Genomic DNA, 18,689 nt, shown 5'->3' with positions numbered 1-18,689 from the left:
AAATCACAAAAGACAATGTAAACATTCAATGTCGGCGCTCCTCAAAAAAGGACAGCAGCCAGTTATCGATTGTCGCGTTATCATGTCGCCCGCTTCGCTGGACGCAGGATCTGGAGTATGAAATGGGCGATTGGCTGACCGTTGTGGGTATTGGTGAAGACGGCTTCAAAGGCCTGGGCAAGAACGCCCGGCGTGCTCTGATGGGCGCTTCGCGGATCGTCGGCGGCCAGCGTCAGCTGGATCTGCTGCCGCCGTGCATCGGCGGCGAGCGGCAATTGTGGCCGAGTCCTTTTTCCCTCGCGCCGGTGCTCGAGTCGCGTGGCGAGCCGGTCTGCGTGCTGGCCAGCGGTGATCCGATGTTTTACGGCGTCGGTGCCAGTCTGGCGCGTCAGGTGCCGAGCGCCGAGATGGCGATCATCCCCGCCCCTTCGTCCTGCGCACTGGCGGCGGCGCGCCTGGGCTGGCCGTTGCAGGAGGTGACGATTGTGTCGCTGGTGGCGCGTCCGTTGGCGGCGCTCAATGCGCATCTGTTCAGCGGCGTGCGTCTGTTGTTGCTGAGCAATGACGGCAGCAGCCCGGCTGCCGTTGCGCAATTGCTCTGCGAACGTGGTTTCGGCCCAAGTCGCATGACTGTTCTGGAGCATTTGGGCGGCGACGCCGAACGGCGTATCGAGCGCCGCGCCAGTGACTGGGAAAATGCGCCGATTGCCGATCTCAACGTTATCGCTGTCGAGTGTCTGGCCGAACCCGGTGTTACCGGCCTGTCACGCCTCGCCGGTCTGCCCGATTCGGCGTTCCGTCACGACGGCCAGCTGACCAAGCGCGACGTGCGCGCCATCACCCTCGCCCGCCTGGCGCCGAAGCCCGGCGAACTGCTCTGGGATGTCGGCGCCGGCAGCGGCTCGATCGGCATCGAGTGGATGCGTGCGCACCCGAGCTGTCGTGCCATGGCGGTCGAGGCCGACGAGGGCCGTCAGCAATTGATCGAACACAACCGCGATGCGCTGGGCGTACCCGGCTTGCAGCTGATTCGCGGCAAGGCGCCGCAAGCGCTCAATGGCCTTGAACGTCCGGAAGCGATTTTCATCGGCGGCGGCGTCACCCGTGAGGGTGTATTCGAGACCTGCTGGGAACAGCTCAAGCCCGGCGGCCGATTGGTGGCCAACGCCGTGACCCTGCAAAGCGAAGTCACCCTGATGCACTGGCGCGAACAATACGGCGGTGAGCTGACGCGCATCCATGTCGCCCAGGCGCAGCCGCTCGGCGAGTTCGACACCTGGCGTCAGGCCTTGCCGATCACCCTGCTGGAACTGGTCAAACCCATCGATGCGTGACGAAACCGCCGAACAACCCGCGCCCCTGCGCAGTGGCCTCACCACCGGCAGCTGCGCCACCGCCACCAGCCTCGCCGCCGCGCGCCTGTTGCTCACCGGCATCAGCGCCGACGCGGTGCAGATCACGCTGCCCAAGGGCAAACAGGTGCAGATGCGCCTGGAGTTCTGCCGCTTGAGCGAGGGCGGCGCCGAGGCCGGTACGATCAAGGATGCCGGAGATGACCCTGACGTCACTCACGGCGCCCTGCTCTATTCACAGGTGCGACTGTCTGCCGAACCGGGAATCCACTTCAACGCCGGTGTCGGCGTCGGCACGGTGACCCGACCCGGTCTGGTATTGGCCGTCGGCGAGCCGGCGATCAATCCGGTGCCGCGCAAAATGATCAGCGATCACCTGGCTTTGCTCGCCGCCGAAACCGGCTACGGCGGCGGCTTCGAGGTCACGGTCAACGTCGAGGGCGGTGAGGCACTGGCGCTGAAAACCATGAATCCACGACTGGGCATTCTTGGCGGGCTTTCGATTCTCGGCACCAGCGGCATCGTCCGGCCATTTTCCTGCGCCGCTTACATCGCCTCGATTCATCAGGGCATCGACGTAGCGAAAACCAACGGTTATCTGCACATCGCCGCGTGCACCGGCAACGCCAGCGAAGACACCATGCGCCGGGTCTATGACCTGCCGGAAATCGCCCTGATCGAGATGGGTGACTTTGTCGGCGCGGTGCTCAAGCATCTGCGCAAAGTACCTGTGGATAAACTCAGCCTGTGCGGCGGCTTCGGCAAGATCAGCAAACTCGCCGCCGGGCATATGGATCTGCATTCGCGGCATTCGAGCATCGATTTGCCGCAGCTGGCCGAATGGGCGGCGGCGATTGGCGCGGATGCGGCATTGCAACAAGGCATTCGCGAAGCCAATACCAGCCAACAAGCCCTGGCCATGGCCAGTGCAGCGGGCATTGCTTTGGGGGATGAGGTTTGTCGCCATGCGTTGAATTTCGCTCGCAGCGTAGTGCCGGCGCAGGTCCAGGTCGAGGTGTTTGCCATTGATCGTCAAGGCGGGATTGTCGGCCACGCCGGAGGTTTTGCATGAAACGGATCTTGCTGCTCGGCGGCGTCACTGAAGCGCTGGCGATTGCCCGCACGCTCGGCCCACAACATATCTACAGTCTCGCCGGCGTTGGCCGGGTGCCGAGCGATTTGCGCTGCCAGGTTCGGGTCGGCGGCTATGGCGGCGCCGAGGGGCTGGCGCAGTTCATCGCCGATGTAGGCATCGATCTGCTGCTCGATGCTACACACCCGTACGCCGCACAAATCAGCGCCAACGCCGCCCGCGCGGCACAGCTTGCCGGCATTCCCTGCTGGGCCTTGCGCCGCCCCGCCTGGCAGCCGCAAGCAGGCGATGACTGGCGCGAGGTCAGTGACTGGGCCGAACTGATCACAGCCCTCGAACCGTTCCACCGCCCGCTGTTCACCCTCGGCCGCGAACCGCTGCAACACCTCGACGAAATCCCCGCCCACCAGTTCTGGACCCTGCGCGCCCTCGACGTCTATCCCGGCAACCCGCGCTGCGAAGTGATCGGCGCCCGTGGGCCGTTTCTGCTGGAAGACGAGCGCGCGCTGTTCGAGCGCCGGCAGATCGATGTGCTGATCAGCAAGAACAGCGGCAGCACCGCGACTGAGCCGAAGCTTGAAGTGGCGCGCGAGCGTGGCGTGCCGGTGCTGGTGTTGAAGCGGCCGGGGTTGCCGGGGGTTGATCGGGAATTTGGATCTGTCGGCGACATCCTCTCAGCCCTCTCCCGCTGAATCGGCACAGCCCTTTGTGGGAGCGGGCTTGCCCGCGAAGGCGTCAGGTCTGGCACTGCAAATTCAAGTAGCTACACTCCTTTAACAGCTCACTGCGACACCAAACCGCACGACGCTTTTTTACTTATCGGCCCTGATCAGGCTAAATGGGCCGCGCCTGATCGCCCACCCAACGGACCTGTCCCATGAACCGACGCCGGTTAGCATTTGCCTGGATCGCCTGCTTTGCAGTGCTGTTCAACATGCTCGCCATGCCGCTGAGCGGGGCGATGGCGCAGGCGGCCAGTTCACCGGCCGAGCAGATACTGTGGAGCAGTTTCTGCACCGGCAGCGGCATGAAGATGGTGGCGATCGACATCGGTGCCACGGATCAGAAGGCTCCGCAGAACGACAGCCATTCGAACATGCAGCACTGCTGGTGTTGCTCAGGTGGGGCGCCATTGCTGGCGCTGCCGGGGCATTCGCCGCAGCTGTATTTCGCGCAATTTGAAAGCAACCGCAGCGTTGCGTCCGTCTCCCTGCAAGCCCCGACGCCGCGCCAGCAATGGCCGAGTCTCAATCCCCGTGCTTCCCCTCTGGTCTGATTTGTTCGCGCCACTAATCCGCGTTTCAAATCGTTCTGGAGAACTGCCATGTTGAAGAAACTCTTCGTCCTCGCTGCGCTGCTTTTGCCGGCGTGCTTCGCCCATGCCCACGAATACAAGGTGGGTGCGCTGGAAATCGCCCATCCGTGGTCGCAGGAACTGCCGCCGAATGCGCCGACCGTCGCCGCCTACTTCATCATTCACAACACCGGCAAAAGCGCCGATCGCCTGCTCAGCGTCGACTCGCCCATCGCTGCACAAGCGCAGTTGCATGAGCACGTCATGCAGGGCGATCTGATGAAGATGCAGCAGGTGCCAAGCGTGGAAATCCCCGCCGGCGGCACCGTGACCTTCGCGCCGATGGCTTACCACGTGATGCTGCTCAACCCGAGCGATCGCAGTCTGCTCAGCGACGGCAAGCGCTTCCCGATGACCCTGCATTTCGAAAAAGCAGGTGACGTCAGCGTTGAAGTTGCCGTGCAGAAGAAACCGCCGGAATCCGCCCAGGGCCACGTGCACGCTCAGTAACCGTTTCGGCTGACTTCGCCCATGCGTCCGTTGCGCGCCAGGCCCGTCCCGCATCACCGTCAGACTCAAGCGCTGACGCGTGGCAGCTGGATCGCCCTGTTCGCCATGTTGATGATCTTCATCGGTCCACTGATTTCTCAGTCGATGCCGATGGATCAGCACGCCTCGACGTCGATGCCAATGAGCATGGACATGTCGATGGACATGCCCGGCATGGATCACAGCGGCCATGACGCCCAACCTGCTGCCGAGCATTGCCCGCCGCAATCTTCGCATCACGTGCTGTGGGAAAAGTGCGGCTATTGCAGCCTGCTGTTCAATTGCCCGGCGCTGACCGGCGGCGGCGATTTCGTCGCTTTCAACATCCCGCCACCGAACACCTTCACCCCACCCTCGCCGCGTCTGGGCCATGCCCGCCAACCCTTCTTCCCCGGCGCCCGCACCCGCGCCCCGCCCATCGCCACGTAAACACGCACCTCTGACTGCACACGGTTGAGAAGACAGCTCCACGCTGCCGGCCGTGGTGTTTACGACTGTTCGATGGAAATTGTCATGTCCAGGTTTACTGCTGTCCCCTGCGCGGAATCTGCCCGCGCGCACTTTGCCCTGAATGAATCGCGGATTCGTTGCAGGCACGCTATTGCCGTCCTTTGCGGCGTACTGCTGACTCCGCTGGCGCTGGCCGACGATCACGCTGGCCACGAAAATGAACTGAGCCCGACGGTGATCACTGCCATCGCTCCAAGCTCACCACTGACGATCGTCACCAACCCCAAGGATCCGCGCCAACCGGTGCCGGCCAGTGACGGCGGCGATTACCTGAAGACCATTCCCGGCTTCGCTCTGGTGCGCAATGGCGGCACCAACGGCGATCCGGTGCTGCGCGGCATGTTCGGTTCGCGCCTGAACATCCTCACCAACGGCAGCATGATGCTCGGCGCTTGCCCTGGACGGATGGACGCGCCGACTTCGTACATTTCGCCGGAAACCTACGACAAACTCACCGTGATCAAAGGCCCGCAAACCGTGCTTTGGGGTCCCGGCGCATCGGCCGGTACGGTGCTGTTCGACCGTGAGCCGGAGAACTTCGGCGAACTCGGCACGCGCGTCAACGCCAGCCTCCTGGCTGGCTCGCATGGACGTTTCGACAAGGTTGTCGACGCCGCTGCCGGCGGTCCTCTGGGTTACGTGCGAGTCATCGGCAACACCGCGCATTCGGATGATTACCGCGATGGCAACAACGACCTCGTCGCCTCGCGCTACGACAAGTGGAACGGCGATGTCGCACTGGGCTGGACGCCGGATGCTGACACACTGATCGAACTCACCGCCGGCAAGGGCGATGGCGAGGCACGGTATGCCGGGCGCGGGATGGACGGTTCGCAATTCCTGCGTGAAAGCCTCGGCCTGCGATTCGAGAAATCCAACATCAGCGAGGTGCTGGAAAAACTCGAGGCACAGGTCTACTACAACTACGCCGACCATGTGATGGATAACTACACCCTGCGCACGCCGTCCGGCACCGGCATGATGGCGGGACCGATGGCGTCAAACGTCGACCGTCGTACCCTCGGTGCACGGATCAAAGCAACCTGGCGCTGGGTTGATGTTCAGCTGATCACCGGCCTCGACGCACAGACCAACGAGCACCGTCAGCGCAGCTCAATGGGCATCGATACCTACAAGGACCTGCCGTACAGCAAGGACGCCGATTTCCACAATTACGGCGTGTTCAGCGAAATGACCTGGTACGCCGCCGAGCGTGATCGCTTGATCACTGGCGCACGGGTGGATCGCGCCTCGGCCAAGGATTACCGGCAGACCACCGGGTCGGGGATGATGTCCCGCCCTAACCCGACCGCCGACGACACCCGCGCCGACACCCTGCCCAGCGGCTTCATCCGTTACGAGCATGACCTCGCCGACAGCCCGACCACGCTCTATGCAGGCCTCGGCCACGCGCAACGCTTCCCGGATTACTGGGAGTTGTTTTCGCCCAAGTCCGGCCCGGCAGGATCGGTCAATGCGTTCGACTCGATCAAACCGGAAAAGACCACGCAGTTCGACTTCGGCGTGAACTACAAGAGCGCCGACCTCGAAGCCTGGGCCTCGGGTTACATCGGTGTGGTACGCGATTACATCCTGTTCGACTACACGCCGGGAATGATGGGCATGAGCACTTCACGCGCGGAGAACATCGACGCGCGGATCATGGGTGGCGAACTCGGTGCTGCCTACAACCTGACCGACAACTGGAAAGCCGATGCGACCCTGGCCTATGCCTGGGGCAAGAACAGCAGTGACGGCTCGGCATTACCGCAGATGCCGCCGCTGGATGCGCGCTTCGGCCTGACCTACAGCGAGGCCAAGTGGAGCGCCGGCGCATTGTGGCGAGTGGTCGCCGCGCAGCACCGCATCGACGCGAACAAGGGCAACGTGGTCGGCAAGGACTACGCCCAGAGCTCGGGCTTCGGCGTGTTCTCGCTCAACGGCGCGTACCGCATCAACCAGCACTGGAAGGTCAGCAGCGGCGTCGACAACCTGTTCGGCAAAGCCTACGCCGAACACCTGAATCTGGCCGGCAATGCCGGGTTCGGCTATCCGGCCAACGACCCGCAAGCGCTCAATGAACCGGGGCGCACGCTCTGGACCAAAGTGGATATGAGTTTCTGACACCCACCCATGTGGGAGCGAGCCTGCTCGCGAAGACGGCGCCACGGTCGGCATTGATATCGACTGAACAACCGCTTCGCGAGCAGGCTCGCTCCCACAGGGAAACAGACAACGAAAAGAACCAAGCCAAGCGGAGCACACGTGATGCAAAAGCCTCAACCCAATTTCTACAACCTGGCCTGGCGCTGGCATTTCTATGCCGGGCTGTTCGTCGCGCCGTTCATGGTGATGCTGGCCCTGACCGGGATCATTTATCTGTTCAAACCGCAGCTCGATTCGCTGATGTACAGCAGCCTGCTCGAAGTACCGGCCGGGCACCACACGGTGCCGGCCGATGACTTGCTGCAACGGGTGAAAAGCGCTTACCCGCAAGGCCAGGTCACTCAGTATCTGCCGCCGGTGAATGCCGAACGCAGCGCGCAATTCGTGGTGAAAAACGCCGGTCACGAACTCAACGTATTCGTCGATCCGTATCACGGTGACATTCTCGGCGAGCAGGATGCCAAGCAAAACCTGCAAGCCATCGCCCGCGCGATCCACGGCGAATTGATGATCGGCACGGTCGGCGATCGCCTGATCGAAATGGCAGCCGGCTGGGGCGTGGTGCTGGTGGTCTCGGGGCTGTTTCTGTGGTGGCCGCGCGGTCAGGCGGCGGGGATTCTATGGCCGCGCCTGAGCAGTCGCGGTCGGGTGTTGTGGCGCGACCTGCATGCGGTCACCGGTTTCTGGGGCGCGACATTGTTGCTGGTGATGTTGCTCAGTGGCATGACCTGGACCGGTTTCTGGGGCAAGCAATACGCGCAAGTGTGGAATGTGTTTCCGGCAGCGATGTGGGACAACGTACCGACCTCCGACATCGAGGCACGCAGCCTCAACAGCGCCACCCGCCAGACCGTGCCATGGGCGATGGAAAATACGCCGATGCCGATGTCCGGCGACCACGCCGAACACATGAATCACGGCAATGCCCATGCCGGCCCCGCAGCACCCGCGATCAGCCTGCAGGACGTGCAGAACATCGCCAGTGAACGCAAGGTTGAACCTGGCTACAGCATCACCCTGCCGACCACCGCCACCGGCGTGTTCACCATTGCCGTGTTCGCCGATGACCCACGCAACGACGCCACCCTGCACGTCGATCAGTACACCGGCAAGGTCCTCGCCGATGTCCGCTTCGAGCACTACGGCACCGTCGCGCGCGCCACGGAAATTGGCGTGATGCTGCACGAAGGCAAGATGTTCGGCACCTTCAACCAGATCGTCGTGCTGCTGATCTGCCTGATGATTCTGCTCAGCGCCGTCAGCGGCGTGGTGATCTGGTGGAAGCGTCGGCCTGAAGGCAAATTCGGTGTGCCGCCGCTGCGCCATGACCTGCCGAAGTGGAAAACCGGCGTGGCGATCATGCTGGTGCTGGCGGTGGTGTTTCCGCTGGTGGGGGCGTCGCTGGTGGTGGTCTGGTTGCTCGACCGGTTTCTCGTGCCCCGACTTGGCCAGCGCGCCGCGCAGGTGCAGCGTTGATGTGACGGGCGCGGGCCGTTTCGGCGGCCCGCGCCTGTTCATTCATTTCATTTACAACTCGTCGCGCAAGCGCACGGTTCCGGGTGTCGGGGACTGCTGACGACGGCTTCGCCAGGTAGTGTTCATGCGGCCGGTCTGGCGCCAGTAATAACCGCCGATCAGCACCCGAAACTCACCCAGCGCCATAAGCCGCGAAAGAAACTCTCCAGGGCTCAGCCGGCTGACCCAGCGTCCGCCCTCGAAAGTGGCTGAGCGGGTCAGCAACAGATCTCTTTCCGCCCTTGAATACACAGGTGTGTACTTGAGCAGCACATCGTGTGGCGTTGAATAGTAGTAATGCAGGATATGCAGGCCTTTTTCCGTGGGTGCATGGGTGTGCGCATGCACCAGCGAAGGCGCAGCGTAATTGGCATAGACCTGATCCACGTCCGCCGCCAGCGTGGTGTTGCCCGAGACATGCAATTGATGGGTGGCCATCACCGAGTAACCCTCGGGGTAACGCGGCGCCGGATCGCGCCAACTGACAGCAGGATCTGCAGCGGTACGCAGTATGCGCAACAGCGGATTGTCCTCGTTGGCCAGATACACGATCGGCTCAAGCGGAACGAAGCGAAGGCTGGACGGGTTCGCCAGAATCGCACTCTCATAACCGGTGCCTATTACCGCCTGGCCGGCTACCCGCCCATGAACATGGCAGGCGGCATCATCGGGATGATGAAAGACAGGTCCCAGCGCTGGCGCCGGATGCTCGCGCCAGCGTTGTTCAATGGACACCTCGGTCAGCCGTGGCTGCCAGTGTTCATCCACCTGACCATGCCGCGTCCAGTATTCACTGGTTTCAATTACCTCAAGTCGGCCGGCATGAGCCATCCGTTGGACATAGTCGACAAATCTGAACGTACCGCTGGCAATGCCCCGCTCATCGACCGCCGCTTCCACCTTCGACACAAAGGCATTGGGGCGCAGTTGCACCTGCCCGAACTGATCGTAGAAAGTGCCGGGCTCGAATGCATGCAGTTGCAATTTCAACAACGCGCCATCGGCGCAGGAGAAGTAGATCGGCCGGTAACCCTGGGGCGTGTTGGCCCAGGCGCAGGCTGCCTGGACATCGTTGGGCAGCAGAAAAAAGTGCCGTACGTCGTCCGGCCGCGCGCCCAGCGGTGGCAGCGCTGCTCGCAAGTAAATGGCGTTCAGACTGAAACCTGACGGCAGCTTGTCCTGCTCGAAAACCCGATCCAGCGCCAACCCCGAACGCTGCACCGCAACTGGCAGAGTGGACACGAACAGGCCCTCGGGGCCGTTCAAGAGGTAACCGAAGGTCTGCGTCCCCCTGCTCAAGGAGAGTTGATGAGCGTAACGCGCGGCAGCGTCTGCCTGGATGAACAGCGGGCTGCAGACCGGGCTGCTCAACGCCTTGTCATAATCTGCGGCCGGCAACAGATCCCCGGTGTACGGTGCCCACTGGATTATCTGGCGCGGTTGCCCCCAGATCTCGCTGGCGGCGACCACCCACAGACGTCCGGCCCTGGCCAGATCGTTCACCCATTCGACGGGTTTCAATTGCCGATCGCGCAGGCGCTGTCTTATCGCTTTTGCGTCGACGACGGACAGCCGCTCGCCCTGATCAAGCAGTTGCGAAAGCAGTTCGGCTTGCGGCCGATAGCCAATCACCGCGCCATCCGGACAGAACAGGTACTCATCCCGTGGGGCGGGTGTATAGCGAACCAGCGAACCGTCCGCCGCCACCCGGTATTCCTCTTTGATGCCGCGTTTGTCGAACGCCGACTCCAGCACCTCGACCGAAAACACGTTCTGGTACACCTGCTTTTGCACAGGCGCCAAGACCAACGACACCTCTTGGGCGACGCGCGAGCGGTACCGCGCCACGATGCGACAACCCGCAGGAAACAATCCGGCTGCGCGACTTTCCTCAGGGCAGATATCGGTGAAATCAAAATCCTCATGGCTGACTTCAACAGGCACTGTGGCAACGTAGCGCTTGTCGACCGTCTCGAGAATCAGCCCGCCATGCACCCTGTCGGTCACCAGAGGCACGAGTGTCCTGGCGTGGACGGCCGCGTCGTCAGCCGTCAGAAAAACCGGACCGAGCCGGCGCCGTTCGAGATTTGCGTACGGTTGCCAGGTGGCTGACACCAGCCCCGCCCGGTCCCAGCACAGACCGGTGCGCATGACGGACAGCTCGCCGCTGCTGGCGACCTCATGGATAAAGTCGGTCGGTCGGCGGACTCCAGCGGCCAGATCGCTTTTGATCTGTTCAAGCGCGCGCTGGGACGAGGCGTCATGAAACAGTTTGCTGGACTTGCTCCACACATATTTGAGCAAAGCACCATCGCGCACGGCGAGATAAAGCGCTGCGGGAGCGTCCGACACCATGACCGGGCGCCGGCCGCCGTAATACATCGAGGCTGTCAGGTGGTCCGGCGAAATGAAGTAATGCGCCAGCCAGTCATCCGGACTTTTCGTCGGATCACCCGCACGTTGCGATGCGTAGAAATTGCCGTGCAGTTCAAAGCCCTCGGGCAACGCATGCCAGGGCTCAGAGGGCAGGTCGGCGAATACCGCATCGAGCCTGAACAGATTTTTGCCTTGATCACCGACGGGCACCAGCTCGGTAGCCACATACTCTGGCCGGTTCTTGTGCCTGAGAATAAAGCCGAAGTAAGCGCGCGCCTCGCCCTGTGGACGAAAGTCCCCCATGCATCGATCCCGTGCAGCCTCATCCGCCGAGGGAAAAATCGCGCCGAATGCCACACCTTCCACGCGTTTCCAGGGCAACGGCAACGTCAGCGGCGGCAACGGGATTTGCGGCTGCGGGTGTGGCGTGGGTTTGGGCAGGATCGGCTTGTCTCTGTCCGGCTGGGGATACAGAAGCGGCGGCAGTTGCACCACCGGTAACTGCGGCACGGGCAAAGGCGCGGGCGTGGTGCGCAGCGACCAGGCGGGCGGCACCCGCCCGCGATAGCCCCACAGTTCATTATCGATCAGAACCGTTAAACGTCCGGCCGCTGCCTGTTCACGAATGAAGTCCTGCGGGCGTTTACGGCCGCTGTCCAACTCCAGCGCCAGGGTGCCAGGATGCTGGCGCGTGCCCAGGCGCCGGGCCAATTCCGCGGAGCCCGCAGATCCGTTGACCTCATACCTGACGAGACTGTCCGGCGCCGCGCTGACATACAAGGCAATCTCGTCGAGCAGGACTTGCCTGACCTCCGCCACACTCAACATCTGCAAGCTCACAGCCGCTTCCTGATACGCCCAGCCAAAAAGCTCTGCATCCACCGGCAAAAGTTGTGACAGCGCCGTGTGTGAGACGTAACGGGCGTGCAGCGCATGGTCGTCGGGAAAGACCGGACGCCCATGATTGTCCATCGGATAAAGCCTGCCCCGGCTGAGCGTGTCGATATCTCCCGGCGACGGCTCGGACACCACGAAACGCTTGTCGCTGCGCTGAAAAACATACCCGGCGTACGGTTTGTCACGGCGCAGGCCGGCGAGTTCATGGGCATGACGAGCGGCATCATCGGCGCACAGAAAAACACCGCTCAATCGCGGCCAGGGGAAGTTGGCGAAGGGCTGCCATTGCAGATTCACCGGACCCAGATGCGCCCACAGCGCACTGCCGCGCACGACCTCCAGGGTCCCGGCCAGTACCAGCATCGAGACAAATGCGCGGGTATCCAGTGTGCCGGCCAACAGCCTTGCCTGCACTCCATTGTCACCGACCGTGCCGTCCGACTGCGTAACGCTCAGTGCCGCTTCGATCGAATCGCCGCTGAAGCGGTACTTCAACATCGCATGATCCTGCGCCCGCATGTACAGCGACAACGCATGCCCTGCTTTCGCCAGATGTTTGCTGCGGGCATTCGCTTCGATAGCGACGGCGATCTCCCGTGGTGTGAAGAAGTTCTCGTAGAGCCACGGCTGAGCGGGCGGAAACTGCGCAGGGTCGGGCCGCGAGGCGAAGTAAAAGCCCTCCAGCAAATAACCCCTGGGCAGCTGCAATTGCCCCTGGGCATCAACCGGAAATATTCGCTCAGGATCCCAAGCGGCGAGGCCGGCCGGGCGCGCATGGGTGGCGACATACTCCTCGCCGGTCAGTTTTTTCAAGATCAGGCCTGTCGTCTGCGCGCCTCTTGATTTCAACGCGGCCAGCACGGCGCGTTCGGCATTGACGCATACACGGGTCATCAGCGGCAGTTCGGTGACCGCACCCGTGGAGAACGACGCGCCGACCTTCCAGTCCGCAGGTACGCGCCCCACCGAGTAGCCCCAGTCGGCATTCGAAACAATGACTTTGAGCTCACCCACGGTCGCCAGCTTGTTGATCACCGCCATCACGTCATAGGCCCCCGCCGGATGGCCCGACGGCCCGCCGGACTGCTGCCAGAGGAAGTAGTCGCGTTCCTCGGGCGAGCCGCTCGAGACGTATTTGAGCAAGCTGCCATCCGGGCCTGAAAGGTAAGCGCTGCGGAAAAAATCCCGCGCCGACACATCGCCAATGAAATCGCCGCCTGAATAGAAGCTCATGAACAGCCTGAGCAGGGTTTCATCCTGACGCCGATTGCCCTTGCGGAACTGGTCATGTATCGGCGGATGGCTGTGTACGCTGGCGATACATCGGTAGCCCAAGGGATGGAGCATGCCGCCAAGGGCATCGGTCTGCACAATTGTGCCGAAGTCGAAGTGGGTGGCTTCACCTGCGATGGGAGAGGTGGCGAGGAATTTCCCGTCCGGTCGCAGCAGGACCACGCTGCCGTACTCTTTGTCCGGGTTGAGTGGAATTCGTGTGTGCACCCAATAGGCGGCGTCTTCTTCAGTCAGAAAAGCCGGGCTCAGTGGGGGCAGCTTGAACGTTGCTGAAGAACTTGCGGTACGACCGGATCGGCCTGAGACATGACTCATAAAAACCTGCGCTGAGAATCGGATGAGCAACTGAGTGTGGCCCGTCGGTTTTCTCGAGCTGTGGTACAGGGTTATCGCTTTTGTATCCGCATCTGAGTGCCAGCGGGCGCCCCAATCTGGCGCAACTCGACGCACCATCGGCCGCCTGCCGTCCCCTCCTGGTGCACGCATTCAGCACGCAAGCGCTCTGGCACGACATTTTCTTGCCTGAACGCGACCGGGCACAGCCTTTGCAAAACACACCTTCAGTCGTCCGCATCTGCCAACCAGAAAAAATCGAATGTTCATGGAGATCGCACAATGAAGCGTCGCAGTTTGATCAAGGCTTTCACACTCACGGCATCCATTGCCGCGATGGGCATGACCTGGACTGTCCAGGCCGCCGAGACCATCAAGGTCGGGATTCTGCATTCGTTGTCCGGGACCATGGCGATCTCCGAAACGTCGCTCAAGGACATGGCGCTGATGACCATCGACGAAATCAACGCCAAGGGCGGCGTGAACGGCAAGATGCTTGAACCTGTCGTCGTTGACCCTGCATCGAACTGGCCGCTGTTCGCCGAAAAAGGCCGGCAGCTGCTGACCCAGGACAAGGTCGCGGTGGTGTTCGGCTGCTGGACCTCGGTATCGCGTAAATCGGTATTGCCGGTGTTCGAAGAGCTCAACGGTCTGCTGTTCTACCCGGTGCAGTACGAGGGCGAAGAGATGTCGCCGAACGTCTTCTACACCGGCGCCGCGCCGAACCAGCAAGCGATCCCCGCCGTTGAATACCTGATGAGCGAAGAAGGCGGCAGCGCCAAGCGCTACTTCCTGCTCGGCACCGACTACGTCTACCCGCGCACCACCAACAAGATCCTGCGCGCGTTCCTGCATTCCAAAGGCGTGGCCGACAAGGACATCGAAGAGGTCTACACGCCGTTCGGTCACAGCGATTACCAGACCATCGTTGCCAACATCAAAAAATTCTCGGCCGGCGGCAAGACTGCCGTCATCTCGACCGTCAATGGCGACTCCAACGTGCCGTTCTACAAAGAGCTGGCCAACCAGGGCTTGAAAGCCACCGATGTACCAGTGGTGGCGTTCTCGGTCGGTGAGGAAGAACTGCGCGGCATCGACACCAAACCGCTGGTGGGCAACCTCGCGGCGTGGAACTACTTCGAGTCGGTGGAGAATCCTGCGAACAAGAAATTCGTCGCGGACTGGAAAGCCTATGCGAAGAAACACAATCTGCCAGGCGCAGACAAAGCGGTGACCAACGACCCGATGGAAGCCACCTACGTCGGCATCCACATGTGGGCGCAGGCGGTCGAGAAAGCCAAATCCACTGACGTCGACAAGGTGCGTGAAGCACTGGCCGGGCAGACCTTCGCTGCGCCGTCCGGTTACACGTTGACCATGGACAAGACCAATCACCACCTGCACAAGCCAGTGATGATCGGCGAAATCCAGAGCGACGGTCAGTTCAACGTCGTGTGGCAGACCGAAGGCCCGATCCGCGCGCAACCGTGGAGCCCGTACATTCAGGGCAACGACAAGAAGCCGGATTATGCGGTGAAGAGCAACTGAGTCACCGGATGTCAGTCTCGCGCCTGGCGTGAGGCTGATGCAATTCCCTGTGGGAGCGGGCCTTTGTGGTGAGGGGATTTATCCCCGATGGGTTGCGAAGCAGCCCCAAAGCCATCAGTCGCGGTGTATCAGATTGATCGCGTCGACCGATATCACGACTGCTTCGCAGCCGAACGGGGATCAATCCCCTCGCCACAAAGGCTCGCTTCCACAATGTCCGCGTCAAGGCGACTGACTATGCCCACTGCCCTTTACCGATTTATCTGTGCCATTGCACTGCTTTTGCCACTCCTGGCCCACGCCGGCGACGCCGAAGACTTTGTCGCGGCCAACCCGATGCAACAGGCCAAACTGCTGGAAGCCTGGGCCGCGCAGCCCGATCCGGCGCGTATCGAATTACTCAACGCCCTGCAACAAGGCGAGCTGACGATCGACGGCCAAGCGAAAACCCTGCGCCTGAACAATCGCCTGCGGGGTCTGATCGACACCGCGATGGCCAGCCATCAATTGCTCGCCGCTGACAGCAAGATCCGTCTGGGCGCCGCGCAGCAATTGCAGAAAAGCGCGAAACCCGCGCAGCTGAAATTTCTCGACCGGCAACTCGCTGGGGAAAAAGATGAAAGCGTGCATGCCGCCTTGAGCCTGGCGCTGGCCAATCTGCAACTGGTCGACAGCGACCCGGCGGTGCGCCTCGCGGCGGTACGTCTGCTCGGTGAAACCGGCGACCCGCTGGCACGCACACGCCTCGAAGGTCTGCTCGAACCGGGCGTGGAAAGCGATGCCGGTGTGCGCACCGCCGCTGAAACCAGCCTCGCTCAGGTCAAGCGCAAACTGCTGATCGGCGAAGTGCTCGGCCAGGCCTTCAGCGGCATGTCGCTGGGCTCGATTCTGCTGCTCGCGGCCCTCGGCCTGGCGATCACCTTCGGCCTGCTCGGGGTGATCAACATGGCCCACGGCGAGATGCTCATGCTCGGTGCCTACTCGACCTACGTGGTGCAGTTGATGTTCCAGCGTTACGCGCCGCAGGCCATCGAGTTTTATCCGCTGATCGCGCTGCCGGTGGCGTTTTTCGTCACCGCCGCCATTGGCATGGCGCTGGAGCGCACGGTCATCCGCCACCTTTACGGTCGACCACTGGAAACGCTGCTCGCGACCTGGGGCATCAGCCTGATGCTGATTCAGCTTGTGCGTTTGTTGTTCGGCGCGCAGAACGTTGAAGTGGCCAACCCGGCGTGGCTGTCCGGCGGTATTCAAGTGCTGCCCAATCTGGTGCTGCCGTACAACCGCATCGTCATCATCGCTTTCGCATTGTTCGTGGTGGTGCTGACCTGGCTGCTGCTGAACAAGACCCGCCTCGGCCTCAACGTGCGCGCCGTCACCCAGAACCGCAACATGGCCGCCTGCTGCGGCGTGCCTACCGGGCGCGTCGACATGCTCGCCTTCGGCCTCGGTTCGGGCATCGCCGGATTGGGCGGCGTGGCGCTGAGCCAGATCGGCAACGTCGGTCCCGACCTTGGCCAGAGCTACATCATCGACTCGTTCCTGGTGGTGGTGCTCGGCGGCGTCGGCCAACTGGCCGGTAGCGTGCTCGCCGCATTTGGCTTAGGCATCGCCAACAAGATTCTCGAACCGCAGATCGGTGCGGTGCTCGGCAAGATCCTGATCCTCGCGCTGATCATTCTGTTCATTCAGAAACGTCCGCAAGGCCTCTTCGCACTGAAAGGACGGGTGATCGACTGATGAACCAGCCTCTGTTAGTCACGGCCACACAAAAGGCCGGGCCGAAAGTCACGCTCGCGGTCGGCGGGGTGATCCTCGCGCTGCTGATCGTTCTGCCGCTGCTCTCATTGTTGTCGCCAGACAATGCCCTGCACGTCTCGGCCTACACGCTGACCCTGGTCGGCAAAATCCTCTGCTACGCCATCGTCGCCCTGGCGCTGGATCTGGTATGGGGCTATGCCGGCCTGCTGTCGCTGGGCCACGGTCTGTTCTTCGCCCTCGGCGGGTACGCGATGGGCATGTACCTGATGCGGCAGGCGGCCGGCGATGGCTTGCCAGCGTTCATGACTTTCCTGTCGTGGAGCGAATTGCCGTGGTACTGGACCGGCACCAGCAGCTTCCTCTGGGCCATGTGTCTGGTGGTGCTGGCGCCGGGGTTGCTGGCGCTGGTGTTCGGCTTCTTCGCCTTCCGTTCGCGGATCAAAGGCGTGTATTTCTCGATCATGACCCAGGCCCTGACCTTCGCCGGCATGCTCCTGTTTTTCCGCAACGAGACCGGGTTTGGCGGCAACAACGGCTTTACAAACTTCCGCACGATCCTCGGCTTCGGCATTACCGAACCGGGCACCCGCGCGGTGCTGTTTCTGGCCACGGTGTTGCTGCTGGTGGCGAGCCTGTTCATCGGCTGGCGCCTGGCGCAAAGCAAGTTCGGTCGGGTGCTGACGGCGTTGCGTGATGCGGAAAACCGTTTGATGTTCTGCGGCTACGACCCGCGCGGTTTCAAGCTGTTCGTCTGGGTGCTGAGTGCGGTGCTGTGCGGTCTCGCCGGAGCGCTGTACGTGCCACAAGTGGGCATCATCAACCCCAGCGAAATGTCGCCGACCAACTCGATCGAAGCGGCGGTGTGGGTCGCCCTTGGCGGGCGCGGCACGCTGATCGGGCCGCTGCTCGGCGCCGGCGTGGTCAACGGCATGAAGAGCTGGTTCACCGTGGCCTTCCCGGAATACTGGCTGTTCTTCCTCGGTGCGCTGTTCATCGTCGTGACGTTGTACCTGCCCAAGGGCGTGATCGGTTTGCTGAAGAAACGAGGTGAACAATGAGAGTCACAGCGAGTGCTGAATTCATGCTGGAACCTGCGTTCTTTCCCGTGGAACCGAACAAGGACGAAGGCACCAGTCGCGACTCGATCGGCCTCGGCCAGCGCGTCGGCCCGGGCCTCGATACGCGCCACGGCACGATCCTGACTTTGGAAGACATCAGCGTCAGCTTCGACGGCTTCCGTGCGCTGAACAATCTCAACCTGTACATCGGCGTCGGCGAACTGCGCTGCATCATCGGCCCCAACGGCGCGGGCAAGACCACGCTGATGGACGTGATCACCGGCAAGACCCGGCCCAGCCACGGCAAGGCCTGGTTCGGCGAAACCCTGGATCTGACGCAGATGAGCGAAGTGCAGATTGCCCAGTCCGGCATCGGCCGCAAATTCCAGAAGCCGACGGTGTTCGAAGCCTTGAGCGTGTTTGAAAACCTGGAGCTGGCGCAGAAGACCGACAAGTCGGTGTGGGCCAGTTTGCGTGCGCGCCTGAGTGGCGAGCAGAAGGATCGCATCAGCGAAGTGCTTGAGACGATTCGCCTGACCACCTCGGTCAATCGCCAGGCCGGGCTGTTGTCCCACGGCCAGAAGCAGTTTCTCGAGATCGGCATGTTGCTGATGCAGGACCCGCAATTGCTCCTGCTCGACGAACCGGTGGCGGGCATGACCGACGCCGAAACCGAGTTCACCGCCGAGCTGTTCAAATCGCTGGCGGGCAAGCATTCGTTGATGGTGGTCGAGCACGACATGGGTTTCGTCGGCTCGATTGCCGACCACGTCACGGTGCTGCATCAGGGCAGCGTTCTGGCGGAAGGCTCGCTTGAGCAAGTGCAGGAAAACGAGCGGGTGATCGAGGTCTACCTCGGCCGATGAATCGGCCAGCTGCAAGCGACAAGCTTCAAGCAGCAAGTAAAAGCAAAGTCATAAACAGCACTGCTCTTGCTTGCAGCT

Annotated in this window: 13 protein-coding genes; 12 read left to right on the top strand and 1 reads right to left on the bottom strand. The window is 62.1% G+C overall.

Features of this window, described 5'->3' with window-relative positions:
- The first annotated feature begins 122 nt into the window (after positions 1-122).
- The 8 genes from cbiE to BXA01_RS19010 all read left to right on the top strand — a co-directional run bounded on the left by cbiE (position 123) and on the right by BXA01_RS19010 (position 8,440).
- Positions 123-1,334 (top strand): precorrin-6y C5,15-methyltransferase (decarboxylating) subunit CbiE, encoded by a 1,212-nt coding sequence (gene cbiE, locus BXA01_RS19045; protein ID WP_076565509.1) that lies wholly within the window; start codon positions 123-125, stop codon positions 1,332-1,334.
- The gene (locus BXA01_RS19040; RefSeq protein WP_076565506.1) at positions 1,327-2,424 is read left to right on the top strand and encodes a cobalt-precorrin-5B (C(1))-methyltransferase; all 1,098 of its coding nucleotides are present in this window, start codon (positions 1,327-1,329) and stop codon (positions 2,422-2,424) included. Before cbiE ends, BXA01_RS19040 begins: the two co-directional genes overlap by 8 nt.
- Positions 2,421-3,137 (top strand): cobalt-precorrin-6A reductase, encoded by a 717-nt coding sequence (locus BXA01_RS19035; protein ID WP_076565503.1) that lies wholly within the window; start codon positions 2,421-2,423, stop codon positions 3,135-3,137. The genes BXA01_RS19040 and BXA01_RS19035 overlap by 4 nt, the downstream gene beginning before the upstream one ends.
- 185 nt (positions 3,138-3,322) lie before the next feature.
- Complete coding sequence (locus BXA01_RS19030) at positions 3,323-3,721, top strand: DUF2946 domain-containing protein (protein ID WP_076565500.1); 399 nt, start codon at positions 3,323-3,325, stop codon at positions 3,719-3,721.
- Positions 3,722-3,769: 48 nt separating this feature from the next.
- Positions 3,770-4,249, top strand: a complete 480-nt coding sequence (locus tag BXA01_RS19025) for a copper chaperone PCu(A)C (protein WP_041480685.1) — start codon at positions 3,770-3,772, stop codon at positions 4,247-4,249.
- Positions 4,250-4,270: 21 nt separating this feature from the next.
- Entirely contained in the window at positions 4,271-4,717 is a 447-nt protein-coding gene (locus BXA01_RS19020) for a DUF2946 domain-containing protein (RefSeq protein WP_076565498.1), read from the top strand.
- 84 nt (positions 4,718-4,801) lie between these two features.
- Positions 4,802-6,922: a TonB-dependent copper receptor gene (locus BXA01_RS19015; RefSeq protein ID WP_076565496.1), complete on the top strand. Its 2,121-nt coding sequence runs from the start codon at positions 4,802-4,804 to the stop codon at positions 6,920-6,922.
- 144 nt (positions 6,923-7,066) lie between these two features.
- Positions 7,067-8,440, top strand: a complete 1,374-nt coding sequence (locus BXA01_RS19010; RefSeq protein WP_076565495.1) for a PepSY-associated TM helix domain-containing protein — start codon at positions 7,067-7,069, stop codon at positions 8,438-8,440.
- 51 nt (positions 8,441-8,491) lie between these two features.
- On the opposite strand, the gene BXA01_RS19005 is transcribed toward BXA01_RS19010, so the two are convergent.
- On the bottom strand, positions 8,492-13,498 hold the full coding sequence (locus tag BXA01_RS19005) for a DUF4329 domain-containing protein (RefSeq protein WP_172834012.1): 5,007 nt from the start codon (positions 13,496-13,498) through the stop codon (positions 8,492-8,494).
- A gap of 162 nt (positions 13,499-13,660) precedes the next feature.
- Between BXA01_RS19005 and urtA the strand changes: the two genes are divergently transcribed.
- From urtA to urtD, 4 genes are all read left to right on the top strand, one after another.
- Positions 13,661-14,926 (top strand): urea ABC transporter substrate-binding protein, encoded by a 1,266-nt coding sequence (gene urtA / locus BXA01_RS19000; RefSeq protein ID WP_016771886.1) that lies wholly within the window; start codon positions 13,661-13,663, stop codon positions 14,924-14,926.
- 237 nt (positions 14,927-15,163) lie between these two features.
- Positions 15,164-16,666: an urea ABC transporter permease subunit UrtB gene (gene urtB / locus BXA01_RS18995; protein WP_076565490.1), complete on the top strand. Its 1,503-nt coding sequence runs from the start codon at positions 15,164-15,166 to the stop codon at positions 16,664-16,666.
- Entirely contained in the window at positions 16,666-17,745 is a 1,080-nt protein-coding gene (gene urtC, locus BXA01_RS18990; RefSeq protein WP_056787639.1) for an urea ABC transporter permease subunit UrtC, read from the top strand. Before urtB ends, urtC begins: the two co-directional genes overlap by 1 nt.
- Positions 17,742-18,611, top strand: coding sequence for an urea ABC transporter ATP-binding protein UrtD (gene urtD / locus BXA01_RS18985; RefSeq protein WP_016771888.1), 870 nt, complete (start codon positions 17,742-17,744; stop codon positions 18,609-18,611). The genes urtC and urtD overlap by 4 nt, the downstream gene beginning before the upstream one ends.
- The last annotated feature ends 78 nt before the right edge of the window (positions 18,612-18,689 follow it).

Source organism: Pseudomonas sp. B10, assembly GCF_900156235.1.
Taxonomy (GTDB): domain Bacteria; phylum Pseudomonadota; class Gammaproteobacteria; order Pseudomonadales; family Pseudomonadaceae; genus Aquipseudomonas; species Aquipseudomonas siliginis.
The sequence above is the reverse complement of the archived record's forward strand: the minus strand, read 5'-3'. Positions and strand labels throughout refer to the sequence as shown.

What these genes read in the sequence shown, in the direction of transcription:
- BXA01_RS19030 (WP_076565500.1), top strand. Translation starts at nt 3,323, where the DNA reads ATGAACCGACGCCGGTTAGCATTTGCCTGGATCGCCTGCTTTGCAGTG.
- urtA (WP_016771886.1), top strand. Translation starts at nt 13,661, where the DNA reads ATGAAGCGTCGCAGTTTGATCAAGGCTTTCACACTCACGGCATCCATT.
- BXA01_RS19040 (WP_076565506.1), top strand. Translation starts at nt 1,327, where the DNA reads ATGCGTGACGAAACCGCCGAACAACCCGCGCCCCTGCGCAGTGGCCTC.
- urtC (WP_056787639.1), top strand. Translation starts at nt 16,666, where the DNA reads ATGAACCAGCCTCTGTTAGTCACGGCCACACAAAAGGCCGGGCCGAAA.
- BXA01_RS19025 (WP_041480685.1), top strand. Translation starts at nt 3,770, where the DNA reads ATGTTGAAGAAACTCTTCGTCCTCGCTGCGCTGCTTTTGCCGGCGTGC.
- BXA01_RS19015 (WP_076565496.1), top strand. Translation starts at nt 4,802, where the DNA reads ATGTCCAGGTTTACTGCTGTCCCCTGCGCGGAATCTGCCCGCGCGCAC.
- BXA01_RS19035 (WP_076565503.1), top strand. Translation starts at nt 2,421, where the DNA reads ATGAAACGGATCTTGCTGCTCGGCGGCGTCACTGAAGCGCTGGCGATT.
- BXA01_RS19010 (WP_076565495.1), top strand. Translation starts at nt 7,067, where the DNA reads ATGCAAAAGCCTCAACCCAATTTCTACAACCTGGCCTGGCGCTGGCAT.
- cbiE (WP_076565509.1), top strand. Translation starts at nt 123, where the DNA reads ATGGGCGATTGGCTGACCGTTGTGGGTATTGGTGAAGACGGCTTCAAA.
- BXA01_RS19020 (WP_076565498.1), top strand. Translation starts at nt 4,271, where the DNA reads ATGCGTCCGTTGCGCGCCAGGCCCGTCCCGCATCACCGTCAGACTCAA.
- urtB (WP_076565490.1), top strand. Translation starts at nt 15,164, where the DNA reads ATGCCCACTGCCCTTTACCGATTTATCTGTGCCATTGCACTGCTTTTG.
- BXA01_RS19005 (WP_172834012.1), bottom strand. Translation starts at nt 13,498, where the DNA reads ATGGTGCGTCGAGTTGCGCCAGATTGGGGCGCCCGCTGGCACTCAGAT.
- urtD (WP_016771888.1), top strand. Translation starts at nt 17,742, where the DNA reads ATGAGAGTCACAGCGAGTGCTGAATTCATGCTGGAACCTGCGTTCTTT.